Source organism: Streptomyces sp. SID8352 (genome assembly GCF_009862265.1).
Taxonomy (GTDB): domain Bacteria; phylum Actinomycetota; class Actinomycetes; order Streptomycetales; family Streptomycetaceae; genus Streptomyces.
Genome location: NZ_WWGX01000082.1, coordinates 127,126 through 154,048, shown reverse-complemented (window position 1 = coordinate 154,048; position 26,923 = coordinate 127,126). Strand labels below are relative to the sequence as shown.

The following is a 26,923-nucleotide window of genomic DNA, read 5'->3' as shown; positions in this document are numbered from 1 at the left end:
GGTAGATGTTGCCGTGGGCCATGCGGCGGCGCAGCGCCTGGGGCGACATGTCGACCAGTTCGATCTGGTCGGCGCGGCGGACCACCTCGTCGGGCACGGTCTCGCGCTGGCGGACCCCGGTGATGGACTCGACGACGTCGCCGAGGGACTCCAGGTGCTGGATGTTGACGGTGGAGACCACGTCGATGCCCGCGGCGAGCAGTTCCTCCACGTCCTGCCAGCGCTTGGCGTTGCGCGAGCCGGGGGCGTTGGTGTGCGCGAGGTCGTCGACCAGGGCGACCCGGGGGGCGCGTTCCAGGACGGCGTCCAGGTCCAGTTCCGTCCGGGCGGCGGCGTCCCGTCCGGACGCCCGGGGCGCCTGCTCCAGGCCGTGCAGCAGGGTCTCGGTGCGGGCCCTGCCGTGGTGCTCGACGGCGGCCACGACGCAGTCGGTGCCGCGCTGGACCCGCCGGTGCGCCTCGGAGAGCATGGCGTAGGTCTTGCCGACGCCGGGTGCCGCGCCGAGGTAGATCCGTAGCTTGCCGCGTCCCATGTGCCCTCATCGTCCTCCGGTCGGTCCTCTGGGGCTCCCGGGGGTCCGGGGCGGTGGGTACGGGGGTGTCCGCGGGACCGGGCGGTGCCCGGCACCGGGCCGGTCGGTGTCCGTGCCGCGCGCCCGTGTCCGGTGCCGTCGAGCGCCCCTGGTGCCGTCGGACGGCGCTCCGGTGGCGTTCCGGGGGCCGTTCTGCGGTGGTGCTCCGCCGTCGTTTCCGCTCCGCGCCGGTCGCCCTCCGGACCCGGTGCCCGGAGCCTGGCGTCCTTTGCGCGACCGGCCCCCGGCGGGCGGTCCGGCCACCTGCGCGGGCGGGGCGGGAGGGGCGTGACGCGGGCCGTGCCACACGGGCCGGCAACGGGCCGCGGAGAGGCCGGGCGCGCCTCCCGGGGCGCCGGGCACGGACCGGAACGCGGGGCCGCCGGGGGCGCCCCGGTCGGAGCCCGGACACGGCTGAGGGCCGCGCCGGCGGACGCAGCCCTCGGTGTGGCCGGGGAACCGGGCTCAGCGCACCTCGGTGATCTCCGGTCCGCGCTGGAGCTGGCCCATGCCTCCCGAGAACCGGGAGGTCTCCTCCTGCTGCACGCCCTCGGGCACCATCTGCGCGTCGTTCGGCAGCTTGAGCACGATCGGGTCCCTGGGGGCCATCGGGCCCTCGCCGCGCACCACCACGGTGTCGCGGAAGATCTGCTCCAGGAGCCCGGCGGCCTGCGGCTGCACCGCGCCCTGTCCCGAGATCACCCCGCGCAGGAACCAGCGGGGTCCGTCGACGCCGACGAACCGCACGACCTGGAAGCCGCCGGTGCCGTCGGGGAGCTGCACCGGCACCTGGGCGCGCAGCTCCCAGCCCAGCGGGCCCTCGACCTCGTCGACGATGCCGCCCTGCTGGGTGATCCCGGAGCCGATCTCCTCGCGGACCTCGCCCCAGATGCCCTCGCGCTTGGGGGCGGCGAAGCCCTGGAGCTGGATGGCGCTGTCGCGCAGCACGACCGTCGCGGCGACGATCGCGTCACCGGCGACCTCCACGCGCAGTTCCATGCCGTCCACGCCGGGGACGAAGAGTCCGCCGAGGTCCACGCGGCCCTCGCCGGGCTCGCCTACCTCGCTGCTGTCCCAGGGGCCGTCGGGGCGCGGTTCGGGTTCGAGGCGAACGCGCTCGCGCTGCCCCTCCGCGCCGGGCTCGGCGTCGTCGACGACCTGCTCGGCCTCGCCGGCCGCGTCATCGGCGGCATCCATCTTCTTGCGACGTCCGAACACGTCACTGTCCTTCCCGGTCGGATACGACCGAAGCGTATCGATTCCCACCCGCCGGGCCGCCCTCGGCGACCCGGCCGCTTGTGCCGCTTGCACGGTCCGTGCCGGCGTGGCCGCCGGTGGACCCGAAGCCCCCCTCGGCCCGCGCCGATCCGGGAAGTTCCGCGACCTGACGGAAGCGGACCCTCTCGACCTGCTGGACGACCAGTTGGGCAATCCGGTCGAAGCGCTCGAACCGCACGGTCTCGTACGGGTCGAGGTTCACCACGATCACCTTGATCTCCCCACGGTACCCGGCATCAATCGTTCCCGGGGCATTCACCAGGGCGACGCCGCAGCGGGCGGCCAGTCCGGAACGCGGGTGCACGAAGGCCGCGTACCCCTCCGGGAGGGCCAGCGACACCCCGGTGGGCAGGACGGCGCGTTCGCCGGGGGCGAGGACGTGGGCGACGGTGGTGCGCAGGTCCGCCCCGGCGTCGCCGGGCATCGCGTACTCCGGCAGCGGCACGTCGGGGTCGACGCGGCGGAGCGGCACCTCCAGGGGCTCCCGGCTCACGGGTTGACCTCGAAGGCGCGGGCCCGGCGGACCTGGTCGGGGTCGTCGAGGACGGCGCGGATCTCCTCCTCGCGGCCGTGCTCGACGAAGTGGTCCACCTCGACCGCGACGAAGAGGGCGTCGGCGCGGACCGCGACGGGCCCGTCGGGGCCGCCGATCCGGCCGGTGGCGGTGGAGTAGATCTTCCGTCCGGCCACGGCGGTCGCCTCGGCCGCCAGGTGCAGGGTGGTGCCGACGGGGACGGGCCGCAGGAAGTCGGTCTCCAGGCGGCCGGTGACGGCGATGGTGCGCAGCATCCAGTTCAGCGAGCCCAGGGTCTCGTCGAGGGCGGTGGTCAGCACGCCGCCGTGGGCGAGGCCGGGGGCGCCCTGGTGGGCGGGGCGCACGGTGAACTCGGCGGTGACCCGGACGCCCTCGGCGGCCCGCGCCCGCAGGCGCAGTCCGTGGGGCTGGTCGTCGCCGCAGCCGAAGCACTGGTCGTAGTGCGCGCCGAGCGGCTCGCCGGGGGCGGGGGCGTCGGGGTGCCGGACGGGCCGTACGGCGTCGGCGGGGGGCTGGAGAGCCGGGGAAGTACCACTCACAGGCGCAGACCTTACCCGCGCGTCGGCCGATCACCGATACCTGCCAAGCTTGCTCCATGCAGCTCTCCGCCACCCCGTACGAAGAACGTCTCACCGCGCCCCGTTCGTGGTGGCTGATCTCCTTCCTGGTGGGGCTCTCGATGGCCCTGGTCCTGCTGCCCCTGGGCACGCTGCCGATGCTCGGCGGCCTGGCCGGGGGGACGGCGGTGGCCGCGGTGGCGGCCAGTTCGTACGGCTCGGTCCGGATCCGGGTGGTGGGCGGCTCGCTGGTGGCGGGCGAGGCGACGGTCCCGGTGAGCGCGCTGGGCGGGGCGGAGGTCCTCGACCCGGAGGAGGCCCGCGCCTGGCGCACGCACAAGGCCGACGCCCGCGCCTTCATGCTGCTGCGGGCGTACGTCCCCCGGGCGGTGCGGATCGAGGTGACGGACCCCGCGGACCCGACGCCGTACCTGTATCTGTCGACCCGGGAGCCGGAGCGTCTGGTGGAGGCCCTGAAGGCGGCGCAGGCGGCCTCGTAGCGCGCCCGCGGCGGTCCCGGGCGGTTTTCCCTAGCCCTTGTCCCGGCCGGGGCGCAGACGGCGTGTGAGGCCGCCGGTGAGGCGCCGCGCGTCCATGTCCAGGGCGTCGCGGGGCTCCTCCAGGGCGGGCAGCTCCCCCAGGGCCTCCCAGGGCACCTGGCGGCGGCGCAGGTCGGTGCGGACGCGGGCGGCGAGCCTGCGGGTGTCGCGGCGGTTCATCACGGCGCCGACGGCCGCGCCGACCATGAACGGCATCAGGTTGGGCAGGTCCCGCACCGTGCGCTTCATGACCTGCTGGCGCAGATGGCGCTTGGCGTGGCTGTTCATGGCGGAGCCGAGGGTGGCCGGGTTGATCACCTCGACGCCCCGCTCGTCGGACCAGGAGTTGAGGTAGGCGGTGCTGCGCTGGACGAGCGTGCCCGGCGGGCGGAGCCCGTAGACCTCGTGGAGTTCGGCGATGAGCTTGAGCTCGATCGCGGCGACGCCGGTGATCTCGGCGGCCAGTTCGGTGGGCATCGCGGGCGGTACGGGCATCATCGCGGCGGCGCCCACACCGGCGCCGACGGTCGCGGTGGCCCGGGCGGCGCCGGCGATCAGCCGGTCCGCGATCTCCTCGGGGCCGAGGCCGGGGAACTGGCGGCGCAGGGTCGCCAGGTCGCGCACGGGGACGCGGGGGGCCAGGTCGATGATCCGGTCCGCGAGGTGGGCCAGCGCCGCCCTGGCGCGGTCCCCGCCCTTGCGGACGCCCTGTTCCGCCCGGTCCCGGAAGGCCGCCGCACGACGCCGGGCAGCGGGCGCCCGCACGGGGCGCTCGCCCCGGTCGTCCGATACGCCGAGCGGGGCCTTTCCCTCGACGGTGGGGCCCCGCTCGTCGTCACGCGCGCTGTCCGGGCCGTGGGACGGCCCTTGGTCCGCTCCCCGCGAGGAGGGGCGGCGCTTCCAGGGAGGGGTCGAGCCGGTCACGGCCGACCCCGCCTCAGTCGCAGTCGCGGCAGATGGGCTGGCCGTTCTTCTCGCGGGCCAGCTGGCTGCGGTGGTGCACCAGGAAGCAGCTCATGCAGGTGAACTCGTCCTGCTGCTTGGGCAGCACACGAACGGCCAGTTCCTCGTTGGACAGGTCGGCGCCGGGCAGTTCCAGGCCCTCTGCGGCCTCGAACTCGTCGACGTCGACGGCCGAGGCGGACTTGTCGTTCCGCCGGGCCTTCAGTTCTTCGAGGCTGTCCGAGTCGACGTCGTCGTCGGTCTTGCGTGGAGTGTCGTAATCGGTTGCCATGGTCGCTCTCCCCCTCTGGGTGTCTGCGGTGTCTCCAGCGCACGTAACGCGTGAGAGGCCGGACTTGTGCCCGACCTGAGGCGGAGATTTTGCCTCACATCAAGGTCTGTTACTCAATCGACACCCAACCGGACCCCCCGAAGGCGATCGGCTTGGATGGCGACGGTGACCGTACACGGTCCGATCGCCGCACTTCAAAGGGCGTCTCACCGTGTACTTCCCGTGATCCCGACCCTCGAAAACCAGGATTTTCCCGGCTTTTCACAGGGGTCATGATCACGGAGAGTAGATGACCGGAAAGTCACCGCTGTGATCGATCACACAGGGACGAGCCCGGCCGGGGGCCCGGAAATTCCGCCCAAAGCGAACATCCCCGGGTCCCCGGCCGAATGTCGGGGCCATGATCTCAGATCGGCAGCGTGACACGCATCACGAGCCCTCCGCCCTCCCGGGGGCGCGCGGAGATGTGCCCGCCGTGCGCCCGCGCGACCGAGCGGGCGATGGACAGGCCGAGGCCCACGCCCTTGTCGCTGCCCGTCCGCTCCGTCCGCAGCCGCCGGAACGGCTCGAAGAGGTTGTCGATCTCGTACGCCGGGACCACCGGGCCGGTGTTGGTGACCACCAGGACCGCCTGGTGGTTCTCCACGGCGGTGGTCACCTCGACCCGGCCGTCCTCGGGCACGTTGTAGCGCACGGCGTTCTGGACGAGGTTCAGCGCGATCCGCTCCAGCAGGACCCCGTTGCCCTGGACCACGGCCGGGGCGCGCTCGCCGCCCAGCCGCACGCCCTTGGCCTCGGCCTCGGCGTGCACCAGGTCGACGGCCTGGCCGGCCACCTCGGCGAGGTCCACCGGTTTGCGCTCGACGATCTGGTTGTCGCTCCGGGCGAGCAGGAGCAGGCCCTCCACGAGCTGCTCACTGCGCTCGTTGGTGGCGAGCAGGGTCTTGCCGAGCTGCTGGAGCTCCACCGGGGCGTTCGGGTCCGACAGGTGCACCTCCAGGAGGGTGCGGTTGATCGCCAGCGGGGTGCGCAGCTCGTGCGAGGCGTTGCCGACGAACCGCTGCTGGGCGGTGAAGGCCCGCTGGAGCCGCTCCAGCATGTCGTCGAAGGTGTCCGCCAGCTCCTTCAGCTCGTCGTCCGGACCGTCCAGCTCGATCCGCCGGGAGAGGTCGGAACCGGCCACCGCGCGCGCGGTGCGGGTGATCCGGCCCAGCGGCGACAGGACGCGGCCGGCCATGGCGTACCCGAAGGCGAAGGCGATGACGGCGAGGCCGAGCAGGGCGAGCAGGGAGCGGCTGAGCAGCCGGTCCAGGGCGACCTGGCGCTGGTGGTCGATGCACTCGCTGATCGCCGCGTTGAACTCGGTGAGCGAGAGGTTGCCGTGCGTGACGCCCGGGCAGTCGGTGCTGGAGACCTGGAGGCCGTCGAAGTCGACGATCTTGTACAGGGGCTGGTTGCCGGTGCGGACCGCCTGGGCGGCCAGCAGGTAGATGATCGACAGCAGCAGTATCCCGGCGATCAGGAACATGCCGCCGTACAGCAGGGTGAGCCGTATCCGGATGGTGGGCCGCAGCCAGGGCAGCGGGCTCACCGACCGGGGGTCCCAGGTGGGCTTGGGGGGCACCCCGGGGGGTGCGGGAGAGGACGCCACGGTCGATCAGATCCGGTACCCGGAGCCGGGGACGGTGACGATGACGGGCGGCTCGCCCAGCTTGCGGCGCAGGGTCATCACGGTGACCCGCACGACGTTGGTGAACGGGTCGGTGTTCTCGTCCCAGGCCTTCTCCAGGAGCTGCTCGGCGGAGACGACCGCGCCCTCGCTGCGCATCAGCACCTCCAGCACCGCGAACTCCTTGGGCGCGAGCTGCACCTCCCGGCCGTCGCGGAAGACCTCCCGGCGGTTGGGGTCCAGCCTGATCCCGGCCCGCTCCAGGACGGGGGGCAGCGCGACGCTGGTGCGCCGGCCCAGGGCGCGGACGCGGGCGATCAGCTCGCTGAACGCGAAGGGCTTGGGCAGGTAGTCGTCGGCGCCGATCTCCAGGCCCTCGACCCGGTCGCTGACGTCGCCGGAGGCCGTGAGCATCAGCACCCGGGTCGGCATGCCCAGCTCGACGATCCGGCGGCAGACGTCGTCGCCGTGGACCAGGGGGAGGTCGCGGTCGAGGACGACCACGTCGTAGTCGTTGACGCCGATGCGCTCCAGGGCCGCCGCGCCGTCGTACACGACGTCGACGGCCATGGCCTCCCGGCGCAGTCCGGTGGCCACCGCATCGGCGAGCAGTTGCTCGTCCTCGACGACGAGTACGCGCACGTGGCTGGTCCTTCCTGTGTCCGCCCCGGGCGGCCTCGCGCGGGCGCGCGGGAGCGGGGGGCTCGTGGGGGTGTCGGCCCCATCCTGCCCTTTTCGGCCATAAGTCGGCGGTAAGGCGGGGGTGGGACGGGGTCGCCGGGGCCCCCGGGAGCCGTGCGGTGGTGGCCGGGCGGCGGACGGGGAATCCGGTGAGGACGAAATTTTCTCGTGCGGGAGAGGTTTCCGCGAAAGAGAGTGCGGGGAGGACCGGTTTACACCCCACGATCGCGCTCTGCCCGTACCGCATGCCACGCGGTGCGCCGCGGTCCGCTCCCGAGGAGCGGGCGTGGGTGTCCGGCACCGTCGCCGCCCAGTGGGGGGCGCTGGGCACTCCACCGGAGAGGTGATCGTTCCTTTCGATCGGCACACCCCCGTGCCACCGACCCACGACCCAGGACGAGGGGGCGCAGCATGGACGCTTTCACCGCAGGACTTCTGCAGCGCATAAAGACGACCGAGTCCGACCTCTCCCGGGCCCGCGACGAGGGTGACGACTTCCTCGTCGAGGTGGAGCTGGGCGAACTCGACGATCTGCGCCGGCTCGCTGCCGAGCACGGCGTGGAGGTCGGCGCGTCCGCCAACGGCAACTGAGAAGCCCGTGAACACCAGGCCCCGGCGAGACCCAGCGCCGGGGCCCTTTCGCGCGCGGCGCGGCGGACGCGGGCGGCGCGGCGGCCGTCCCGGGGACCACCCCGCCGGCCCGGGGACCGCACGGGTCCCGGCGGCTCACGGCACGGGGCCCGGGTGTCACGACGCCCGGCCCAGACCCCGCTCACGGCGCCGGGAGCACGGCACAGGACGCTGGGGCGCGGCACAGCCCGGGGTGTCACGACGCCCGGCCCGGAGCCCGCACGGGACGCCGGGGCGCAGCGCGGGACGCCGGAGCAGGGCGCGGGACGCCGGGGCGCGGCACGGGACGCCGGGGCGCGGCACGGGACGCCGGGGCGCGGCACGGCTCCCGGGTGTCACGACGCCCGGCCCGGACCCGCACGGCGCCGGGAGCACGGCACAGGAGGCCGGGGGGCGCGGCGCGGGACGCCGGAGCACGGCACGGCTCCCAGGTGTCACGGCGCCGGTCCCGGGCCCCCTCACGGGCCCCGGCGGCTCACGGCACAAGTCCCCGGTGCCACGACGCCCGCCCCGGAGCCCGCACGGATTCCCGGGGCACGGTACGGATTCCCGCGGCACGGTGCGGGACAGGTTCCGGGTGTCACGGCGCCGGGCCGGGAGCAGCGCCACTGCGCCCGGCCGGTGCGCGCCACGGTGACGGTCCCGGCCCAGGCCCAGGCCCAGGCTCCGGCCCCGGCACCGGCACCGGCACCGGCACCGGCACCGACGGACGCCCGGCGGGTCCCCGGCCGTGAGGAGACCGGGGCCCGCCGGGGGTGTCACGCGCCGAAGTCGACCAGCAGGTTCCGCAGGGGGGTGAAGACCGCGGGCGTGGCTGCGACGGTCAGGGCGCCGGACGGGGGCTGTCCGGGGTGTCCGCCGGTGACCGCGCCCGCCTCCCGGGCGATCAGGTCGCCGGCCGCCAGGTCCCAGGGGTGCAGCCCGCGCTCGTAGTAGCCGTCCAGGCGCCCCGCCGCCACGTCGCACAGGTCGATCGCGGCCGAGCCGCCCCGCCGGATGTCGCGGACCAGCGGGATCAGCCGCCGGGCGACCTCCGCCTGCTCGGCGCGGACCTCGGCCACGTAGTTGAAGCCGGTCGACACCAGCGCCCGGTCCAGCGGCGCGGCGGCCCGGCAGGAGAGCCTGCGGGCGCCCTCCCAGGCCCCCGTCGCCCAGGCGCCGCCGCCCCGCACCGCGTAGTAGGTCTCGCCCCGCATGGGCGCGGTGACCACCCCGGCGACCCGCTCGCCGTCCTGCTCGGCGGCGATGGAGACGGCCCAGGCGGGCTGCCCGTACAGGTAGTTGACGGTGCCGTCGAGCGGGTCGACGACCCAGCGGACGCCGCTGGTGCCCTCCCGGGCGGAGCCCTCCTCGCCGAGCAGGCCGTCCTCCGGGCGCCGGTCGGTGATCAGCCCGGTGATCAGCTTCTCCGCCGCGATGTCCATCTCGGTCACCACGTCGATCGGGCTGGACTTGGTGGCGGCGACGGCGAGGTCGGCCGGGCGGCCGTCCCGCAGCAGCTCGCCCGCGCGCCGGGCGGCCTCCCGGGCGATCTCCAGCAGTTCGGCGTGGAACGGGTCGGTGGCGGTCACGTCGGTCACGGGACTCCTCACGCGTAGGGGCTGTCGGCGCCCGCGGCGGCGGGGCGCGGGGCGCGGGCGGGGCAGCAGCCGACCGGGCACAGGTCGTGGCTCGGGCCGAGGGCGCCCAGGGCGCACGGCGCCACCGGGGTCCCGCGCTCGGCGGCGGCGCGCTCCAGGACGAGGTCGCGCACGGCGGCGGCGAACCGGGGGTCGTCGCCCACGGTGGCCGAACGGCGCACCGGCAGGCCCAGCTCCGCGGCCTTGGCGGTGGCCTCGGTGTCGAGGTCGTACAGGACCTCCATGTGGTCGGAGACGAACCCGATGGGGGCCATGACGACGGCGGGCACCCCGGCCTCCCGCCGCTCCGCCAGGTGATCGCAGATGTCGGGCTCCAGCCACGGGATGTGCGGCGCCCCGGACCGGGACTGGTACACCAGCCGCCAGGGGTGTTCGGTGCCGGTGCGCTCGCGGACGGCGTCGGCGATGGTCCGGGCCACGTCGAGGTGCTGGCGCACGTACGCCCCGCCGTCGCCGTGGTCGCCGGGCGGGCCGGAGGTGTCGGCGGCCGAGACGGGGATCGAGTGGGTGCAGAAGGCGATGTGCGCCCCGGCCCGGACCTCCTCGGGCAGCTCGGCCAGGGCCCGGACGACCCCGTCGGCCATGGACTCGACGAAGCCCGGGTGGTTGAAGTAGTGCCGCAGCTTGTCGACGGCGGGCGGTTCCAGGCCCTCGGCCGCCAGCGCGGCCAGCGCGTCGGCCAGGTTCTCGCGGTACTGGCGGCAGCCGGAGTAGGAGGCGTAGGCGCTGGTGGTGACGACGAGGACACGGCGGCGGCCGTCGCGGACCATCTCGCGCAGGGTGTCGGTGAGGTAGGGCGCCCAGTTGCGGTTGCCCCAGTAGACCGGGAGGTCGAGGCCGTGCCCGGCGAAGTCGACGCGCAGCGCCTCCAGCAGGGCGCGGTTCTGCCCGTTGATGGGGCTGACCCCGCCGAAGAGGAAGTAGTGCTGTCCGACCTCCTTCAGGCGTTCCTCGGGGATGTCTCTGCCCCGGGTCACGTTCCGGAGGAACGGGACCACGTCGTCCGGGCCCTCGGGGCCGCCGAACGAGAGCAGGAGGAGGGCGTCGTAGGGGGTGGCGTCGAGCACGTCAGGCATGCCCCGATCCTCCCATCCGGCGCACCCGCCGGACGCCGCCGGGTGGGGCCGCAGGGGCGTGTCCAGGGGAGGCGGGAGGGAGCGGGGCGGAGCAGGCGCGTACGGGGCCGGTGCCCCGGGCCGGTGCCCCGGATCGGGGCTGCCCCGGGAGCGGGTGCCCCGCCGGGGCGGGTGCTCCGCTGCGGGCTCCGCCCGGATCGGGGGCTCCCTTGGGACGAGGTGCTCCGCCAGAGCGGAGTGCTCCACCGCGGGCGGGGTGCCTGGCCGGGGAAGTGTGCCCCGCCAGGGCAGGGCGTTCCAACAGGGCGAGGTGATCCACCGGAGGCTCCACCCTGGGTGGGGGCCAAGCCCTAAGACCCCGCCAGGGCCGCGCACGGCGCGCCGGGGCCTCGTCAGGCGCCGGGGCAGGGGCGTTCCACCGGGGCGAAGTGCCCTGCCGGGACTGGGTGCCCGAGCGCGGGGCCCCGCCAGGGCCGCGCGCGGTCGCCGGGGACTCGCCGACTCACCCGCCCGGAACACTGTGGACCGGGGCGGGGCGGGGCGGAGGGTCCGGGGCGGAGCAGGGCCGCAGGGTCAGTCGCGTGGGGAGCGGTGGCCCGGCGGTGGGCGAAGTGTCCGAAGCCGGGGGTGTTGTCGGGGCTCATCGCCACGTAACCTGTATGCGCCGCGTTCGCACCTTACGAGACGTGCCGCGGCCCCCCTGTCCCGTTGCCGCGGACCCCGTGTCCCGGTGCCGCGGGCGCCACCCTCCCCCGCCCTCCCCCGCGCCATTCCGGAGCCCCCGTTGCCCAGCCCCTACCGCGCCCTGTTCGCAGCCCCCGGCAGCGGGCGCTTCGCCACCGCGGGGTTCATCGGCCGGATGCCGCTGTCGATGATGGGCATCGGCGTGGTGACGATGGTCTCGCAGCTCACCGGGCGGTACGGGCTGGCCGGAGCCCTCTCGGCGACGATCGCGCTGGCCGCCGCCGTGGCCGGGCCGCAGGTCTCCCGGCTGGTTGACCGGTACGGGCAGCGGCGGGTGCTGCGCCCGGCGACCCTGGTCTCCCTCACGGCGGCGGCCGTGCTGCTGCCGGCGGCGCACTACGGCTGGCCGGACTGGGTGCTGTTCGTGTCCTGCGTGGGCATCGGCTGCGTACCGAGCGTGGGCGCGATGGTCCGGGCCCGCTGGGCGGCGATCTACCGGGGCACCCCGCGGCTGCACACCGCGTACTCCTTCGAGTCGGTGCTCGACGAGGCCTGCTTCGTCTTCGGGCCGATCATCTCCATCGGCCTGTCCACGGCCTGGTTCCCGGAGGCCGGTCCGCTGCTGGCCGCCTGCTGCCTGGCGGTGGGCGTCTTCTGGCTGACCTCGCAGCGGGCCACCGAGCCCGCGCCGCACCCCCGGGAGCAGCACGGCGGGGGCAGCGCGCTGCGCGCCCCGGGCCTCCAGGTGCTGGTGGCGACCTTCGTGGCCACGGGCGCGATCTTCGGCGCGGTCGACGTGGTCACCGTGGCCTTCGCCGAGGAGCGGGGGCACAAGGCCGCCGCGAGCCTGGTGCTGGCCGCCTACGCGGTCGGCTCCTGCGCGGCGGGCATGGTCTTCGGGCTGATCCGCTTCGCCGGCCGCCCGGAGCCCCGCTGGCTGCTGGGCATCTGTGCGAACGCCGTGAGTATGATCCCCCTCCTACTGGTCGGAAACCTGCCGTTCCTGGCCGTGGCGCTCCTCCTCGCGGGTCTCTCCGTCGCTCCGACGATGATCACGACGATGTCCCTCGTCGAGGAGCACGTACCTCGCGCGCAGCTCACCGAGGGCATGACCTGGGTGAGCACCGGCCTCGCGGTCGGGGTCGCGCTCGGCTCCTCCGCGGGCGGCGTGGTGATCGACGCCGCCGGGGCGCGCGCCGGGTACGGGGTTCCGGTGGTGGCCGGGGCCGTCGCGGTGGCGGTCGGTTTCCTCGGGTACCGCCGGCTCACTCGGCCGGCTCCGCGGCGGGGAGGCACCGTTGGGCAGCACACGCACGGCAGGCGGGACGGCACGCGGGACGGCACGCGCCGGGAACGGGACATGGCGTAACTGGGGCGGCAACGTCAGCGCGCGCCCCGCCCGGCAGACCGCTCCCGCGTCGGTCGGTGAACTGGCCGCGGTCCTGCGCCGGGCCGCCGAGGACGGACTGCCGGTCAAGGCCGTCGGCACCGGGCACTCGTTCACGTCCATAGCCGCGACGGACGGCGTGCTGATCCGTCCCGGTCTGCTGACCGGCATCCGCGGCATCGACCGCGAGGCGATGACGGTGACCGTCGCGGCGGGCACCCCCCTCAGGCGGCTGAACGTGGCACTGGCCCGCGAGGGCCTGTCGCTCACGAACATGGGCGACATCATGGAGCAGACGGTCTCCGGCGCCGTCAGCACCGGCACCCACGGCACGGGCCGCGCCTCGGCCTCGCTCGCCGCCCAGATCAGGGGCCTGGAGCTGGTCACGGCCGACGGCACGGTGCTCACCTGCTCCGCGACGGAGAACGCCGACGTGTTCGCCGCCGCCCGGATCGGGCTCGGCGCCCTGGGCGTCGTCACGGCGATCACCTTCGCGGTGGAACCCCTCTTCCTGCTCACGGCGCGCGAGGAGCCGATGCCGTGGGAGCGGGTGCTGTCGGACTTCGACGAACTGTGGACGGAGAACGAGCACTTCGAGTTCTACTGGTTCCCGCACACGGACGGCACCAACACCAAGCGCAACAACCGCAGCGCGGGCCCGGAGCGGCCGGTGGGCCCGGTCCGGGCCTGGCTGGAGGACGAGTTCCTGTCCAACGGCGTCTTCCAGGCGGCGAACTGGGTCGGCCGCGCGGCGCCCGGCACCGTCCCCGCCCTCGCGCGGCTCTCCAGCAGGGCGCTGTCCGCGCGGACGTACACGGACATCCCGTACAAGGTGTTCACCTCGCCGCGCCGGGTGCGGTTCGTGGAGATGGAGTACGCGGTGCCGCGCGAGGCCGTCGTGGCGACGCTGCGCGAACTGCGGGCGGTGATCGAGCGGTCCCGGCTGCGGATCAGCTTCCCGGTCGAGGTGCGCACCGCCCCCGCAGACGACATCACGCTGTCCACCGCCTCGGGCCGGGACAGCGCGTACATCGCCGTCCACATGTTCCGGGGCACGCCCTACCAGGCGTACTTCACCGCCGCCGAGCGGGTGTTCGCCGCGCACGAGGGGCGTCCGCACTGGGGGAAGGTGCACACCCGGGACGCGGAGTACCTCGCCGGGGTGTACCCGAGGTTCGGCGAGTTCACGGCGCTGCGGGACCGGCTGGACCCGGACCGGCGGTTCCGGAACGACCATCTGCGCCGGATCCTGGGGTCGTAGCGGAGCCCTCCGGCGCCGTGCCCTCCTGGGTCGGGTCCTGCGATGCCGGGTCCTCCGGGACGGTGCCGGCGGGCCCGGTGCCGGTGGCGCCGCCGGTGGCGTCCGGGGCGGGGTCCCCGGTGCCGGTGGCGGAATCGGGGCCGGTGCCGTCGGCCGGGGCGGTGGCGCCGGGCGTCGCGGACGGGGCGGGCCGGGAGGTGGCGCCGCCGTCTCCGGAGCCGCCCGGGGCGGCCGAGCCGGCCGGGTCCTGGGCCGGGGAGCCGCCGTCCGGCTCCGGGGTGCCCGAACCGTCCGGCCCGCCGGGGCGGGGCGCGGGGCGGTCGTGGCCGGACAGGACGCCGCCGATCGTGGTGCTGCGGTCGCCGCTCAGATCGTGCCCGGCGGCGACCTCGTAGACGGTGATCCCGGTCATGGCGACGCCGAAGACGAGGGCCGCCCCGATCAGTTGCCGCCGGCGGCTCCTGCCCCGGGTCCGGTGGACGGTGCCCTCGGTGTACTCGCCCGGCGCGGGGGCCCCGCCTGCCTCCCGGCGGCCGGGGCCCCGGCCGCCGCCGCGGGCGCGGCCGGTGACGGTGCGCCCGGTGGCGGTGCGCGCGGGGACGGTGCGTGCCGGGACGGTGCGGTCGCGCATCCGCTCCCCCGTCCGCCGGAAGACGTGCTGGAGGACCGAGCCGCCGCAGGTGGCGACGACGCTGATCAGACCGGCACCGAGGATCGTGCCGTAGACGCCGAAGGAGGAGGCGAGCTTGGCGGCGACCACCGCCGCGAGGGCGCTGCCCGCGACCTGGGGCACGCTGAGGTCGATCCGCCTCGACCCCGTCCGTCCCCCCGGTTCCCCCTCCGTACGCATGTCCGCATCACCCACGGTATCGGGCCTTCCACGCATCCCCGGACCTTCCCTGACGTTCCCCCAGGTGGGGGATCAACCGCATGAGAAGGGGACGCACAGCCGGAATCATTAGTTCCGGTTACGGCGATGACGTGAAGTACGCCACCCGCGGGACCTTGGAGCCCCTCCCGGGGACCACCGGGGACCGGCCGGGACACGGGGCGGGGGCGGCCGGGAGCCGCTCCTCCGCCGAAATCCGGCGGCGCGCCACCCCGCCGCGCATGGTCCCAATGGAGTAGTCTGACGAGCCCTGGGTCCAGGCTCCCATCAGGGTGTCCAGGATCCTGAAGGACCGCCGGGAGGAGGCTACTTGCGCAGGGTGACGCCGTTGGTCACTGAGCGTTGCGAACAGGTAACCGTGCCATAACGGCGATCCAGGCCCCGCGTCCGACACGCCGGGCAACTCGGCAAGGTTGTGGCAGGCTGCACCCGGGCAGGCCACACTCGACAGAGCGGAAGCAGCGACGCACGTGACGTCGGCAGGCACCACCCGGGAGGTCCCCATGCCCGAACTGCGTGTCGTGGCCGTCTCGAATGACGGCACACGGCTGGTGCTGAAGGCTGCGGACTCGACGGAGTACACGCTTCCGATCGACGAGCGGCTGAGGGCAGCCGTGCGCGGTGACCGCCCCCGCCTCGGCCAGATCGAGATCGAGGTGGAGAGCCATCTCCGCCCCCGCGACATCCAGGCACGTATACGAGCCGGCGCGACGGCGGAGGAAGTGGCCCAGATGGCCGGCATCCCCGTCGACCGCGTGCGCCGCTTCGAGGGTCCCGTGCTGGCCGAGCGCGCCTTCATGGCCGAGCGTGCCCGCAAGACCCCCGTCCGCCGCCCCGGCGAGAACTCCGGCCCGCCGCTCGGCGAGGCCGTGCAGGAGCGGCTGACGCTGCGCGGCGCCGAGAAGGACACCGCGCAGTGGGACTCCTGGCGCCGGGACGACGGCACCTGGGAGGTCCTGCTCGTCTACCGGGTCGCGGGCGAACCGCACTCGGCGAGCTGGACGTACGACCCGCCCCGGCGGCTCGTCCAGGCCGTCGACGACGAGGCGCGCGCGCTGATCGGCGAGACCGACGACCTCGGCTCGCCCGAGCCCAGCTTCCCCTTCGTCCCGCGCATCGCCCGGCTGCCGCGCGACCGCCCGCTGGACCGCAGCCTCGACCGCGAGCTGCGGGAGCGGCCGGTCCTGCCCGCGCCGCCGTCCGATCCGCCGGAGGACGTCGCGGTCACCGCGTCCGGGGAACGGGACTCGCTGACCAGCCTGCTGGAGGCGGTGCCGAGCTTCCGGGGCGACCTCGTCGTCCCCGAGCGGGCACCGGAGCCGCCGGAGGAGCCCGCGGCCGAGGAGCCGGAGCTGGAGGAGCCCCCGGCGCCCGCGGCGTCGGCCGGTTCCGCCTACGCCGACGTGCTGATGCCGCGTTCGGTGGGCAGCCACCGCGACCGGCTGATCGGTTCCACCGACCGCCAGGCCGAGGCGGACGGCGTCCGCCCGGGACGGCGGGCGGCGGTGCCGAGCTGGGACGAGATCGTGTTCGGCACCCGCCGGAAGAAGCAGGAGTAGCGCCTGGCCGCGCCGGGCGCGGCACCGTCCGCGGGGCGCGGCGCCGTCCGCCGGGCGCAGTTCGCCGTCTGCGGGGCGCGGTTCGCCGTCCGCGGGAAGGGCGCACGCGAACCGGGCCGGGCGCGCCTTCTCTGCCCCGCCGGGCACAACGCCTTCATGCCCCCGTGCGCGACCCCCTGCCCCGCCGGCCCCCGGCTCCGTCCGTGCGGCGATCGCGGCGGCACCGGGCCAGGGGCCGGGTGCCCCCCGATGCCGGGGACGGTGCGGCAGGATTCGCCCGTGCGGGGTCCAGCGGACTCCGGGGCGTTGCAACGCGCCCGACGCCTGCTTCCGCGTGCGCGGACCGGCCCCGGCGGGCGGGGCGCGGGACCGTGACGGCCCGTCGGCGCCGGGAGTGCGCCATCGCCCGCGCGCGCCGGGGCCGGGTGAATGACCCGCCGTTGGTTCAGCCGTTGACGGCGTGTTCGGTGAACCGGCCGCAGGAGCGGAACCCCAGGCGGCGGTAGACGGGCTCGCCCTCGGCCGACGCCTGGAGGACCGCGACGCGGTACCCCTCGTCGCGCGCCGTGCGAAGCGCCGCGAGCGTGACGGCCCCGCCGTGGCCGCGGCGGCGGTGGGCCGCCAGGGTCGAGATGTTGTAGACACCGGCGACCCCCGCGTGGAGGAACACCTCGGCCGAGCAGACCGGGCGGCCCTCCACGTAGCCGACCAGATACCGGGCGGGGCAGTCCGCGGCCAACGCCCACGGGGCGGCCAGGGCGAAGAAGCGGCGGACGGTGTCGGCGGGCGGGTCCCAGTTCGCGGCGAGGACGGTGGCGTAGTCGGCGAGTTGTCCGGGCGTGGTCACCCTCCTGATGTCCGGCCCCTGGGCGGCGGGCGGGGGCGGGATGCCGTCGTCCAGCGTGGCCCACATGGCCGTCTCGTGCTCGGAGGCGGGCAGGCCTGCGGCCGTCAGGCGGGCGGAGAGGTCCGGGGGCGTGGAGGCGGGCCCCACCCACCAGGAGAAGGGGCGACCGGTGCGGGCCAGCGCCCCGGCGGTCGCGGCGATCCGGGCCGGGGCGGTGGCGGCGGTGAAGCGGGCCGCGGCGACGATGTTGAACGTGTCGTCGTCCAGGCCGCTGTCCGCGACCAGGACGTCCCCGGTCCCGTTCCCGGTCACCGTGGCACCGGGCAGGTACCGGTGCAGGTGGCAGGCGTGCTCCGCCAGGTTCCGCTCCATCCGGTCGGTCAGGTCGGGCAGGTCGGCCACGTACGGGGCCGCGTGGTCCGCGGTGCCGTCGTCGGGGGCGGTGCTGTCCCCGGCCGGGTCGCTCGGGGCGCTGTCCGGTGCGTCATGGTTCATGATGGTCGATCCCAGCACAAAGAAGCGCGGACTGCACACGAATTCGGAGCGTGGGCGGCCTTGGGCGGGCCGCAGGCGGACGGCCCGCTGGACGACAGGCCGGCGGACGGACGGTGCGCGAGCGGTGGGGGTCGGCCCCAGCAGGAGCGGGCACGCCCTGGCACGGCCAAGCAACCCCAGCAGGGGCGAGCAACCCCGGCAGGGTCGGCCCCGGCGAGGGCGGGCGGGCCCGGCACGGACGAGCAGCCCCGGCACGGACGAGCAGCCCCGGCACGGCCAAGCAACCCAGGCACGGGCAGGCGGGCCCAGCAGGAGCGGGCACGCCCCGGCACAGGCAGGCGGGCCCAGCAAGGTCAGCCAGCCCCAGCAGGAGCGGACAGCCCCGGAACGGCCAAGCCGCCCCAGCACGGGCGGGCCCAGCAGTGGCGGGCAACCCCAGGACGGGCGAGCAACCCCGGCAGGGTCGGCCCCGGCGTGGTCGGGCAGCCCCAGCAGGGGCGAGCAACCCCGGCAGGGTCGGCCCCGGCGAGGGCGGGCAGCCCCAGCAGGGGCGAGCAACCCCAGCACGGGCAGGCGAGCCCAGCACGGGCGGACAGCCCCGGCAGGATCGGGCAACCCCGGCACGGGCAGGTGAGCCCAGCAAGATCGGGCAGCCCCGGCAGGCCCCAGCAAGGTCAAGCAGCCCCAGCACGGGCGAGCGCCCCCGGCAGGGTCGGCCCCGGCACGGTCAGGCAGCCCCAGCACGGGCGGGCAGCCCGGCAGGGTGGGCAGCCCCGGCACGGGCGGGCGGCCCCCGGCAGGGTCCCCTTCCGGGGGCCGGGGCCGCCCGTGTCCGTCACTGCGGGTCGGGGCCCACTGCCACCGGGCGGGTCGGGTCCGCCGACCACTCCGACCACGACCCCACGTACAGCGCCGCCGGGATGCCCGCCACCGCCAGCGCCAGGATCTCGTGGGCGCCCGAGACGCCCGAGCCGCAGTAGACGCCGACCGGAGCGTCACCGGCGGCACCCAGGGCGGCGAACCGGGCGCGGAGTTCCCCGGCGGGCCGGAACCTGCCGTCCGCGCCGACGTTCTCCGTGGTCGGCGCGGAGACCGCGCCGGGGATGTGGCCGCCGACCCGGTCGATGGGCTCGACCTCGCCCCGGTACCGCTCCCCCGCGCGGGCGTCGAGCAGCACCCCGGAGCGGGCCAGCGCCGCGGCCCCGTCCGCGTCGAGCACCTCCTCCGCGCGCGGCCGGGGCACGAGGTCGCCCTCCTCGGGGGCGGGCGCCGCCGTCGACAGCGGGCCCTCCCAGGCCGGCAACCCGCCGTCGAGGACCCGCACGTCCGGGTGACCCGCCCAGCGCAGCAGCCACCAGGCGCGCGCCGCCGCCCAGCCCTGCCCGCCGTCGTAGACGACGACCGGGCGTCCGGACGACACGCCCGCCCTGCGCATGGCGGCGCCGAACGCGTCGGCCCCGGGCATCGGGTGGCGGCCCCCCGCGCCGGGCGCGCCGGCCAACTCCCGGTCCAGGTCGACGAAGACGGCGCCGGGGAGGTGCCCCTCCGCGTACGCGGCCCGGCCGTCGAAGGACGGTGTGCCGTCGGCCGAGGGGGCGCTCAACTGCCAGCGGACGTCCAGCAGCACCGGCGGCTGCGGGCCCGCCAGGGCTCCGGCGAGTTCGGATGCGGAAACGATGGCGTTCATGTCCCCATCCTGGCGCACGGAGTGGCCGCCGGGTCGTTGTCGGGCTACTCTGCCCGCCGGACAGTATCGATCACGTGGCGTACGCGATCCGACACAAGCCGTACTGTCCTGGCCGCCGCGGCGAAAGCGGACGCACGGCCCGCGACGGGCCGAGAAGAAGGTGACGGATGACGGACGCACGGGAGCCGGACGGCCGGGACGACGTGACCGGTGCCCGGCGGGAGCCGGGGGCGCCCTGCTGGGTGGGCCTGATGGTGCACGCGCCCGACACGGCCCGGGAGTTCTACGGGGAGCTGTTCGGCTGGGAGTTCCGGCCCGGCCCCCAGCAACTCGGGCCCTACGACCGGGCGCTGATCGGCGGGCGGGAGGTGGCGGGCATCGGACGGCTGCCGCTGGACCGGAACCTGCCGGTCGCCTGGACCCCGTACCTCGCCGCCGAGGACGTGGACCGGACGGCCGAGGCGGTGCGGCTGTGCGGCGGCACCGTGGGCGTGGGCCCGCTGGACGCGGGCGAGGCGGGGCGGCTGGCCGTCTGCTGCGACCCGGCGGGCGCCGTCTTCGGGGTGTGGCAGGCCGGGGAGCGCTTCGGCACGGCGGCCACCGGCATCCCGGGCACGCCCGCGTGGAACGAGCTGGTGACCTTCGAGGCGGCGCCCGTCGCCAAGTTCTACGAGACGGTCTTCGGCTTCGCCCGCGATCCGGCCGGTTCCCCGGACGCGGAACGGGTGGTCCTGCGCCTGGACGGCCGTGCCGTCGCGGACGTCCGGGGCGCGGGCGAGGCGCTGCGCCGCGCCCGGGGGCCGCACTGGGTGACGTCCTTCGAGGTGGACCGCCTCGACGCGGCGATGGAGCGCGTCCTGCGGCTGGGCGGGCGGCTCCTGGCCCCCGCCCGCGACGGCGGACGCGGCCGGACGGTCCTGGTGGCGGACCCGGAGGGGGCGCGGTTCGCGCTGCTGGAGGGCCCGCGCTGAGCGGGCCCCCCAGGTCGCGGCACCGGGGCGCCGAACGCCCCAGCCCCGTACGCGTGCCCCCGCCCGGCAGCAGGCGTCCCCTGTGCGCCTGCTGCCGGCCGGCCGGGCGGGCTGCGCCGGGCCGGGGCGGCTACTTGACGACGTACATCGTGGTGGGCCAGCCGTAGCGCTTGGCCTTGGCGAAGAGGTCCTTGATGTCGCCGGGCGTCAGCTTGACGCAGCCGTTGGAGTAGTAGTCGTTCGGGCCGTCCCAGCGCTCGGACTCGATGGTGCCCTGCTTGCCGTTGGGCTTCATCTCGCTGTGCACGAACAGTTCCGTGCGCTTGGTGCCGTTGCTGCACCGCTTGTCGGAGAGCTTGATGACGTAGCCGTTGATGACGCCGTCGTAGTCGGTGCGGTGGAACTCGATGGCGTACTTGCCGTTCTTCGTGGTGGTGCCGGGGAGCCAGCCCTTGTTGCGGGCGCACTCGTTCGTGCTGCCGTTGCCCGACCCGGCGCGGTACTTGGCGATGATCTTGTCCTTGGCCTTCGGGACGCTCTTCATCAGGTAGAGCCTGGAGTTGGTCGGGTTGGCGGAGTTCTTCTTGAAGTACAGGTAGTAACCGCCGCCCGCCGCCTGCGCCTCGGGGGCGGTGGCGGTGGTGGTGACGGCCAGTCCGCCGACCAGGGCGGCGGTGAGCGCGAGCGGTGCGAGACGGGTGCGCAGGGCGTGCGGAACCATGGAACGTCCTTCTCTCCGTGAGGGTTGGGACCGACCGCGCCGTCCGGGGGCGTCGTGCCGAGGACGGGGCGCGGCGGCTGGTCCAGAGTCTTGGGCGGGCGGTCCTGTCCGGCAAGGGCTGGGCTGTCCGGGACAAGGAGAAGCCTGTCCGGCCTGGTCAGCGCCTTGTCCGGAGGTGGAATCCGGCCCGTCCGGGCCCCGTCCGCAAGCGAGTTGCCGCCCGGGCCGCGCATGATGAGAATGACGGGATGACGGTCTCTGAGGGCATGGACCCCACGGAGGCGCGCACGGCCTCCGCATACGTCGCCCTGTTACGGGAGTTGAAGAGCCGCAGTGGACTGACCTTCCGTCAACTCGAAGAGCGCGCCGCGGCACGCGGAGAGGTGCTGGCCCGCAGCACGCTCGCGGACACCCTGCGCCGGGACGCGGTGCCGCGCCCGGAGGTGGTGGCGGCGCTGGTGCGGGCCTGCGGCGCGGCGGAGGACGTACCGGTCTGGCTGGCGGCGGCCGAACGGATCGCGGCGGCACCGGAGCCCGCGGACGGGGGAACGGACGGCGGCCGACGGCACCCGGACGGCGAACGGGCCTCCGGTGCAGGCCCGTTGAACGACGGGACGGGCGAGGCGCCCCGCGAGGGCGGCAGCGCACGGCGCCCTTGGCTCACGCGCCGACCCGGCGGGCCCCGGCCCCGGTTGAGCAGGCCCGGCGTACTGGTCGCGCTCGGCGCGGCCGTCCTGCTCGGCGCCGGCGCGCTGCTGTCGGCGGCGCTGCCGGCGGGTGACGACGGGCGTCCGTCCGACGGGACGTCCGGTCCCGACGCCGGGTACTCCCGGGTGCGTCCGGCCCGCGCGCCCGGGTTGTGCCTGAGCGACGGCACCGTCCGGGCGCCCGGCGGGGAGGGCAAGCTGCTCGCCGTGCAGCGCCCGTGCTCGGGGGCTGTTCCGCCTCGGGTGTACCTGCGGCGGGCGGACGGCGGCCTCTACCAGATCGGCTTCCACCACCCCCAGCACGGCAACGGCTGCCTCACCGTGGTGGACGGCGGCGCCTTCGAGGACACCCTCGAACCGTGGAACGACTGCGGGGCCGGTGGCGCCTCCCAGTGGTTCCGCGCCGAGCGGGCCACCGGCACGGACGGCTGGCGCCTGCGCTCGGCCGCGGACGACGGCGACTGCCTGGGCGTCCGGGGCGGCACGGACGAGGAGGGCGCGGCGGTCGCCATGGAGCCGTGCGCCGGGAGGCCCGGCGGGGACCAGGTGTTCCTGATCGGGCGCGGGTAGCGGACCTCACCAGGGCGACGGGAGCACGTACTCGGCCCAGACGGTCTTGCCCGGGCCCTCCGGGCGGGGATGCCAGCCCCAGCGCGCCGCCAGCCGGGAGACCAGCAGCAGCCCCCGGCCCCCCTCCGCCACCTCGTCCGGGCCCCCGTCCCCGGTGCCCTCGGCGCCCTCCCGGTCCTCCGGGTTCCTGGGCAGGCGTTCGGTGCGGGTGTCGGTGACCTCCACGCGGACGGTGCGGCCGTCGGCGGGCGCGTGCAGCCCGAGGTGGAAGCCCCGGCCCGGGACCCGGCCGTGGCGCACGGCGTTCGCCGCGAGTTCGGCCACGATCAGCACGACGGTGTCATGGGGTCCGGTCCCGTACGGGACGCCCCACTCGTCCAGCCGTACGGCGGCGAGGCGGCGGGCGAGCCGGGCGCCTCGGGGCGTGGCGGTGAAGCGCATCCCGAAGGCGCGGTCCGGCACGGGGTGGGAGTCGGCGGCGGGAGCGGCGGTCGGCGCGGGTGCCGGGGCGGGAACGGGGGCGGTGGGTTTCCTCGTCATGCCCCTCACGGTGACGCCGGTCGCGTAGCGTGACAAGCGGTGACGCTGCGACAGGCCCGCTTGTACGCGCGCCGTGCGCACGCGTAGGCGCGGTGCGCCGTGACGGCGTCCCGTGCACGGGAGTTGGGTTCAGGAGGCGGTGATGCACATGGCGGAGCGCGAGGGCGCGGAGACGGGGTCGGTCGTGAGCCTGGGGGACGAGTGGGAGAACGACGCCGGGCCCGGAGCGGGACGGCGCCCGGAGGACGACGCGGGGCGGAACGTGGTCGTGGCGTTCGGCCAGACCATGAAGACGCTGAGGCTTCGCGAAGGGCTGGAACGCGAGGAGTTCGGCAAACGGCTCGGGTACTCCGCCTCCACGATCGCGTCGTTCGAGCAGGGACGGCGGATTCCGTCACCGAGGACGATCGAGCGCGCGGACGAGGTGCTGCAAGCGAACGGATTGCTGTGCCTGTGGAAGGAGCAGGTGGAGCGGGCGCAGTATCCGGTGTTCTTCCAGGGGATGGCAGCGCTGGAGAAGGAAGCCCTTGAACTCGTCTCGTACAGCATGCCCGTGCTCAACGGCCTGTTGCAGACCGAGGAGTACATGCGGGCACTGCTTGCGATGAGGCGCCCGCCTTTGGACGAGGAGACCATCGAACAACGTGTCGCGGCCCGGTTGGCCCGGCAGGACATCTTCGACCGTCGCCCTGCCCCATTCCTGAGCTTTGTGCTCGACGAGTCGTTGCTGCTACGCCCCTACGGCGGGACAGACGTACAGCGCGGGCAACTGGAGCATCTGCTGCTGATCGCTCAGAGGCGCAACGTCGAGATTCAGATCATGCCGCTCAACCGTGAGGACAACGCCGGCGTGAACGGACCGTTCACCGTGGTCACGCGCAACGACGGTACGAAGTTCGTGTACGCCGAGGCACGGGGAATCGGCTCTCTTCAGATCGACCCGGAGCAAGGGGTTCTGGCTGCCGCCCTCTATGGGATCATCCGATCACAGGCTCTCAGTCCGCGAGAGTCAACGGAGTTCATCGAAAGGTTGCTGGGTTCGCTATGAACAACGCTGAGTCCTCAAGCGCCGCGTCCGGCCTCAACTGGTTCAAGAGCAGCTACAGCGGAACCGAGGGCGGCGAGTGTGTAGAGGTCGCAGACGGCTCCACCGCCGTGCACATCCGGGACTCCAAGGCCGCTGCCGGGCCCGTGGTGACGGTCTCGCGCGATGCCTGGGCGGGCTTCGTCGGGCTCGCCTCGTCGGCGGCACACGTCTGATCCCCGGACGACCACGAGCCCTGCCGGTCCCCGGACCGGCGGGGCTTCGACGTTCCGCCGGAACGATGACCGGAAGCGCACGCCCTCTGGGGCCCGTCCCGTGGGAACATCCCGGCACGGGCCCGTCCACGAGCCGCCGGGAGAGCCATGAGCGACGTCGATTCCCCAGCCACCGTCTGGTTCCGGAGCAGCTACAGCGGCGCCGAGGGTGGCCAATGCCTTGAGATCGCCCGCGCCCGAAGCGTGCGGATCCGTGATTCCAAGGCCCCCACCGGCCCCGTCCTCACCGTCTCGCGGTCGGCGTGGGCGGGGTTCCTCGGCGGCGTCCTCCCGGGGTCGAGCGCCTGATCCCGCGCTCCCGCAGACAACCGCCGGGGCCGCCCCGGGACGCCGTCACCGCGGAGCCGGTCCCGCCGGCCGCGATCAGGCCGAGGTGACCGGCAGGACGTCCGGGGACAGCGCGGCGGCCCGTGCCGACGCGCTGGTCATCCGCTTGCGGTGGTGCCGCCGGCACAGCACCTCGTAGCCGACGACCTCCGCCGCGCCCACGTCGCCCACGACGACCTGCTCGCCCTCGACCACCATCACCCCGCCCACGGTGCGGGCGTTGTGCGTGGCGCGGGCGCCGCACCAGCACATCGCCTCGACCTGGAGCGTCTCCACCCGGTCGGCCAGTTCGATCAGCCGCCGCGAGCCGGGGAAGAGCCTGGTGCGGAAGTCGGTGGTGATGCCGAAGGCGAACACGTCGAGGTTGAGATCGTCGACGATCCGGGCCAACTGGTCGATCTGCTCGGGGAGCAGGAACTGGGCCTCGTCCACGATGACGTGGTCGACCCGGCCGCCGCGTGACATCAGCTCCACCACGAAGGCGTAGAGGTCCAGTTGGGGCGTCGCCTCCACCGCGGGTGTCACCAGGCCGAGCCGCGAGGACAGCTTGCCCTCCCCGGCCCGGTCGTCCCGGGTGAAGATCACGCTCTGGAGGCCGCGTGCCGCGCGGTTGTGCGCGATCTGGAGCGCCAGGGTCGACTTCCCGCAGTCCATGGTCCCGGAGAAGAACACCAGCTCGGGCATGAGGGAGGGGCACCTTTCGGCAGCGGCGGCGGGCAGGGAGCGGGGCCGGACGGAGCGGGCGGGCCGGTGGACGTCAGGTGCGCACTTCGAGGAGCGGGACGAGCTGCTCGGCCGGGGTCATCGAGCCATGGTTGCCGACCATCGCGGACTCGTTCGGCTCGCGTTCGGAGGCGATCAGCAGGACGTCGTCCCGGGCGGCGGCGATCACGTCGCCGAGGCGGCCGTACACCCGGTCGTCGATGCGGGGACCGAACCAGCCCGCCGCGATCGCCTCGTCGCGCGAGGCCACCCAGAACCGCTCGCCGAGCACCTCGCGCCAGCAGGTCAGGACGTCGTTGGCCGCGCCGGGGACCGCGTACACATGGCGGGCGCGGCCCTCGCCGCCGAGGAGGGCGACGCCGGCCTTCAGCTCCCAGTCCTCGTCGAAGTCGATCCGGTGGTCCTCGTCGAAGGGCACGTCGATCATGCCGTGGTCGGCGGTGACGTAGAGGGCGCTGCGCGGTGGCAGTTGCTCGGCGAGGCGCTGGACGAGCCGGTCGACGTGGGCGAGCTGGCCGCGCCAGGTGTCGGAGTCGACGCCGAAGCGGTGACCGGCGCCGTCGACCTCGGCGTAGTACGTGTAGACCAGGGCCCGGTCGGCGGCGGCCAGTTGCCCGGCGGCCGTGTCCACGCGGTCCTCGCCGGAGAGCCGCCCGTGGAAGGTGCCGCCGCTGAGCGCGACCTTGGTCAGCGGGGTGTTGGCGAAGGCCGGGGAGGAGACCTGCGCGGCGTGCACGCCCGCCTCCTGGGCGAGCCGGAAGACCGTGGGGTAGGGCTGCCAGACGTCGGGCCGGGTCCAGGGCTGCCAGCGGAGCTGGTTCATCAGCGCGCCGGTGTCCGGATCGCGCACCGTGTACCCGGGCAGGCCGTGGGCGCCGGGCGGGAGGCCGGTGCCGACGGAGGCCAGGGAGGTGGCGGTGGTCGCCGGGTACCCGGCGGTGAGCGGGCGCCCGGTGCCGCCGCGTGAGCTGCCCAGCAGGGAGGTCAGGAACGGCGCGTCCCCGGGGTGGGCCCGTAGCTGCTCCCATCCGAGGCCGTCGATGAGGAAGACGCAGTTGCGGTCGGCGGGGGCCAGCTCCGCGATGCCCGCGGTCATGTCCGGGACGCCGAGCCCGGCGGCGAGCGTCGGCAGCAGGTCCGCCAGCGAACCGGTGCCGTACTCGGGCACGGGGGCGGAGTCGACGGGCAGCGGTTCCGGGTCGGTGTCCCAGGCGGAGTACGGCGCCATCAGCGGGCGGAGTCCGCGGTCGCCTCGGACAGCGCCTGGGCGAAGACGAGCGCCTGGCGCACCGTCTCCGGGCCGTCCCCCGCCTCGCTGACGCGCAGGCTGAGATCGTCGGCCGTGGAGCTGCCGGTGTAGCCGTGGTCGGCCTCGCAGTTGGGGTCGCCGCAGGCGGCGGGCTCCAGGTCGAGGCGGGCGACGGCGCCCCAGCCGATGGTGAGCACGATCTCGCGGGGCAGGGTGCCCGGCTTGTACTGCTCCGGGTTGGCGACCACGCGGCTGACCACGATGGAGGAGATGCGGCCGAGCTTGACCGACTCCGTGGACGTCGTGGCGTACGGCGTCGGGGAGGTGTCGTCGGCGGCCTGCTCGTCGGTGTGGCTCACGATGAAGCGGTTGCCGGTGAGCACCAGCACCGTCACGTGCCGGCGCACCTCGTTCTGGTCGAACGTCGTCTCCTGGTGGACCAGGTACGACCGGACGGGCTCGCCTCCCACGGCGGCCTCCACCGCCTCGGCAACGAGGGCCGGGTAGTAGCCGCTGCGCTCGATCGCCGCTCGCAGCCCCTGGGTCGTCGTACTGGTCTTGGCCATGCCGTCCATC

27 protein-coding genes and 1 pseudogene are annotated in these 26,923 nt (G+C 74.9%); 10 read left to right on the top strand and 18 right to left on the bottom strand.

The features are described 5' to 3' along the window. From GTY84_RS25205 to GTY84_RS25190, 4 genes and pseudogenes are all read right to left on the bottom strand, one after another. Window positions 1-532, bottom strand: a pseudogene (locus tag GTY84_RS25205) (histidine kinase); the annotation flags it as partial. A gap of 504 nt (window positions 533-1,036) precedes the next feature. Beyond that, window positions 1,037-1,789 (bottom strand): DUF3710 domain-containing protein, encoded by a 753-nt coding sequence (locus tag GTY84_RS25200; RefSeq protein WP_161228685.1) that lies wholly within the window; start codon window positions 1,787-1,789, stop codon window positions 1,037-1,039. Window position 1,790: 1 nt separating this feature from the next. After that, window positions 1,791-2,342 (bottom strand): dUTP diphosphatase, encoded by a 552-nt coding sequence (dut, locus tag GTY84_RS25195; RefSeq protein ID WP_161228684.1) that lies wholly within the window; start codon window positions 2,340-2,342, stop codon window positions 1,791-1,793. Beyond that, complete coding sequence (locus tag GTY84_RS25190; protein ID WP_161228683.1) at window positions 2,339-2,923, bottom strand: PaaI family thioesterase; 585 nt, start codon at window positions 2,921-2,923, stop codon at window positions 2,339-2,341. Before GTY84_RS25190 ends, dut begins: the two co-directional genes overlap by 4 nt. A gap of 56 nt (window positions 2,924-2,979) precedes the next feature. On the opposite strand from GTY84_RS25190, the gene GTY84_RS25185 reads away from it, so the two are divergent. Then, window positions 2,980-3,441 carry a DUF3093 domain-containing protein gene (locus tag GTY84_RS25185; RefSeq protein ID WP_161228682.1) on the top strand — a complete coding sequence of 154 codons (462 nt, stop codon included), beginning with the start codon at window positions 2,980-2,982 and terminating at the stop codon, window positions 3,439-3,441. A gap of 30 nt (window positions 3,442-3,471) precedes the next feature. Here GTY84_RS25185 and GTY84_RS25180 read toward each other — a convergent pair whose 3' ends face one another. The 4 genes from GTY84_RS25180 to GTY84_RS25165 form a co-directional block, all read right to left on the bottom strand. After that, the gene (locus GTY84_RS25180; protein WP_161228681.1) at window positions 3,472-4,404 is read right to left on the bottom strand and encodes a hypothetical protein; all 933 of its coding nucleotides are present in this window, start codon (window positions 4,402-4,404) and stop codon (window positions 3,472-3,474) included. Window positions 4,405-4,417: 13 nt separating this feature from the next. Next, the gene (locus GTY84_RS25175) at window positions 4,418-4,714 is read right to left on the bottom strand and encodes a DUF4193 domain-containing protein (RefSeq protein ID WP_003993510.1); all 297 of its coding nucleotides are present in this window, start codon (window positions 4,712-4,714) and stop codon (window positions 4,418-4,420) included. 406 nt (window positions 4,715-5,120) lie between these two features. Next, window positions 5,121-6,365, bottom strand: a complete 1,245-nt coding sequence (locus GTY84_RS25170) for a HAMP domain-containing sensor histidine kinase (protein WP_161228680.1) — start codon at window positions 6,363-6,365, stop codon at window positions 5,121-5,123. A 6-nt stretch (window positions 6,366-6,371) separates the two neighbouring features. Next, a complete protein-coding gene (locus GTY84_RS25165) occupies window positions 6,372-7,025 on the bottom strand; it encodes a response regulator transcription factor (protein WP_161228679.1) in 654 nt (217 codons plus the stop codon). A gap of 450 nt (window positions 7,026-7,475) precedes the next feature. Here GTY84_RS25165 and GTY84_RS25160 point away from each other — a divergent pair, with 450 nt between their 5' ends. Beyond that, window positions 7,476-7,655, top strand: a complete 180-nt coding sequence (locus tag GTY84_RS25160) for a hypothetical protein (RefSeq protein ID WP_161228678.1) — start codon at window positions 7,476-7,478, stop codon at window positions 7,653-7,655. A gap of 797 nt (window positions 7,656-8,452) precedes the next feature. On the opposite strand, the gene GTY84_RS25155 is transcribed toward GTY84_RS25160, so the two are convergent. Both GTY84_RS25155 and GTY84_RS25150 read right to left on the bottom strand, forming a co-directional pair. Next, window positions 8,453-9,274: an inositol monophosphatase family protein gene (locus tag GTY84_RS25155; RefSeq protein ID WP_161228677.1), complete on the bottom strand. Its 822-nt coding sequence runs from the start codon at window positions 9,272-9,274 to the stop codon at window positions 8,453-8,455. Between the two features lie 8 nt (window positions 9,275-9,282). Continuing rightward, a complete protein-coding gene (locus GTY84_RS25150; RefSeq protein ID WP_161228676.1) occupies window positions 9,283-10,410 on the bottom strand; it encodes a ferrochelatase in 1,128 nt (375 codons plus the stop codon). A gap of 784 nt (window positions 10,411-11,194) precedes the next feature. On the opposite strand from GTY84_RS25150, the gene GTY84_RS25145 reads away from it, so the two are divergent. Both GTY84_RS25145 and GTY84_RS25140 read left to right on the top strand, forming a co-directional pair. Further along, complete coding sequence (locus GTY84_RS25145) at window positions 11,195-12,463, top strand: MFS transporter (RefSeq protein WP_161228675.1); 1,269 nt, start codon at window positions 11,195-11,197, stop codon at window positions 12,461-12,463. Further along, window positions 12,393-13,742 carry a D-arabinono-1,4-lactone oxidase gene (locus GTY84_RS25140; protein WP_161228674.1) on the top strand — a complete coding sequence of 450 codons (1,350 nt, stop codon included), beginning with the start codon at window positions 12,393-12,395 and terminating at the stop codon, window positions 13,740-13,742. The genes GTY84_RS25145 and GTY84_RS25140 overlap by 71 nt, the downstream gene beginning before the upstream one ends. Here GTY84_RS25140 and GTY84_RS25135 read toward each other — a convergent pair. Continuing rightward, the gene (locus GTY84_RS25135; protein WP_345943520.1) at window positions 13,666-14,535 is read right to left on the bottom strand and encodes a hypothetical protein; all 870 of its coding nucleotides are present in this window, start codon (window positions 14,533-14,535) and stop codon (window positions 13,666-13,668) included. The genes GTY84_RS25140 and GTY84_RS25135 overlap by 77 nt on opposite strands. Window positions 14,536-15,134: 599 nt before the next feature. Here GTY84_RS25135 and sepH point away from each other — a divergent pair. Then, window positions 15,135-16,190: a septation protein SepH gene (gene sepH / locus GTY84_RS25130; RefSeq protein WP_161228672.1), complete on the top strand. Its 1,056-nt coding sequence runs from the start codon at window positions 15,135-15,137 to the stop codon at window positions 16,188-16,190. A gap of 445 nt (window positions 16,191-16,635) precedes the next feature. Here the strand turns inward: sepH and GTY84_RS25125 are convergent, their stop codons facing one another. Continuing rightward, window positions 16,636-17,409, bottom strand: a complete 774-nt coding sequence (locus GTY84_RS25125) for a GNAT family N-acetyltransferase (protein ID WP_161228691.1) — start codon at window positions 17,407-17,409, stop codon at window positions 16,636-16,638. Window positions 17,410-18,367: 958 nt separating this feature from the next. Then, window positions 18,368-19,219, bottom strand: coding sequence for a sulfurtransferase (locus tag GTY84_RS25120; RefSeq protein ID WP_161228671.1), 852 nt, complete (start codon window positions 19,217-19,219; stop codon window positions 18,368-18,370). A gap of 167 nt (window positions 19,220-19,386) precedes the next feature. Here GTY84_RS25120 and GTY84_RS25115 point away from each other — a divergent pair, with 167 nt between their 5' ends. Continuing rightward, a complete protein-coding gene (locus GTY84_RS25115) occupies window positions 19,387-20,190 on the top strand; it encodes a VOC family protein (protein WP_161228670.1) in 804 nt (267 codons plus the stop codon). A gap of 130 nt (window positions 20,191-20,320) precedes the next feature. On the opposite strand, the gene GTY84_RS25110 is transcribed toward GTY84_RS25115, so the two are convergent. Continuing rightward, window positions 20,321-20,911 carry a L,D-transpeptidase family protein gene (locus tag GTY84_RS25110; protein ID WP_161228669.1) on the bottom strand — a complete coding sequence of 197 codons (591 nt, stop codon included), beginning with the start codon at window positions 20,909-20,911 and terminating at the stop codon, window positions 20,321-20,323. Between the two features lie 248 nt (window positions 20,912-21,159). Here GTY84_RS25110 and GTY84_RS25105 point away from each other — a divergent pair, with 248 nt between their 5' ends. Next, entirely contained in the window at window positions 21,160-22,188 is a 1,029-nt protein-coding gene (locus GTY84_RS25105; RefSeq protein ID WP_161228668.1) for an XRE family transcriptional regulator, read from the top strand. Window positions 22,189-22,194: 6 nt separating this feature from the next. On the opposite strand, the gene GTY84_RS25100 is transcribed toward GTY84_RS25105, so the two are convergent. Further along, complete coding sequence (locus GTY84_RS25100) at window positions 22,195-22,728, bottom strand: ATP-binding protein (protein ID WP_161228667.1); 534 nt, start codon at window positions 22,726-22,728, stop codon at window positions 22,195-22,197. Window positions 22,729-22,876: 148 nt separating this feature from the next. On the opposite strand from GTY84_RS25100, the gene GTY84_RS25095 reads away from it, so the two are divergent. The 3 genes from GTY84_RS25095 (at window position 22,877) to GTY84_RS25085 (ending at window position 24,336) form a co-directional block, all read left to right on the top strand. Then, window positions 22,877-23,776, top strand: coding sequence for a helix-turn-helix transcriptional regulator (locus GTY84_RS25095; RefSeq protein ID WP_161228666.1), 900 nt, complete (start codon window positions 22,877-22,879; stop codon window positions 23,774-23,776). Continuing rightward, window positions 23,773-23,988 carry a DUF397 domain-containing protein gene (locus GTY84_RS25090; protein ID WP_161228665.1) on the top strand — a complete coding sequence of 72 codons (216 nt, stop codon included), beginning with the start codon at window positions 23,773-23,775 and terminating at the stop codon, window positions 23,986-23,988. Before GTY84_RS25095 ends, GTY84_RS25090 begins: the two co-directional genes overlap by 4 nt. Before the next feature lie 147 nt (window positions 23,989-24,135). Then, a complete protein-coding gene (locus GTY84_RS25085) occupies window positions 24,136-24,336 on the top strand; it encodes a DUF397 domain-containing protein (protein ID WP_161228664.1) in 201 nt (66 codons plus the stop codon). 75 nt (window positions 24,337-24,411) lie between these two features. On the opposite strand, the gene GTY84_RS25080 is transcribed toward GTY84_RS25085, so the two are convergent. The 3 genes from GTY84_RS25080 to GTY84_RS25070 form a co-directional block, all read right to left on the bottom strand. Continuing rightward, window positions 24,412-25,059, bottom strand: a complete 648-nt coding sequence (locus tag GTY84_RS25080) for a thymidine kinase (RefSeq protein WP_161228663.1) — start codon at window positions 25,057-25,059, stop codon at window positions 24,412-24,414. 73 nt (window positions 25,060-25,132) lie between these two features. After that, window positions 25,133-26,326 (bottom strand): nucleotide pyrophosphatase/phosphodiesterase family protein, encoded by a 1,194-nt coding sequence (locus GTY84_RS25075; protein WP_161228662.1) that lies wholly within the window; start codon window positions 26,324-26,326, stop codon window positions 25,133-25,135. After that, a complete protein-coding gene (locus GTY84_RS25070; RefSeq protein WP_161228661.1) occupies window positions 26,326-26,922 on the bottom strand; it encodes a DUF5998 family protein in 597 nt (198 codons plus the stop codon). Before GTY84_RS25070 ends, GTY84_RS25075 begins: the two co-directional genes overlap by 1 nt. Between the last annotated feature and the right edge of the window lies 1 nt (window position 26,923).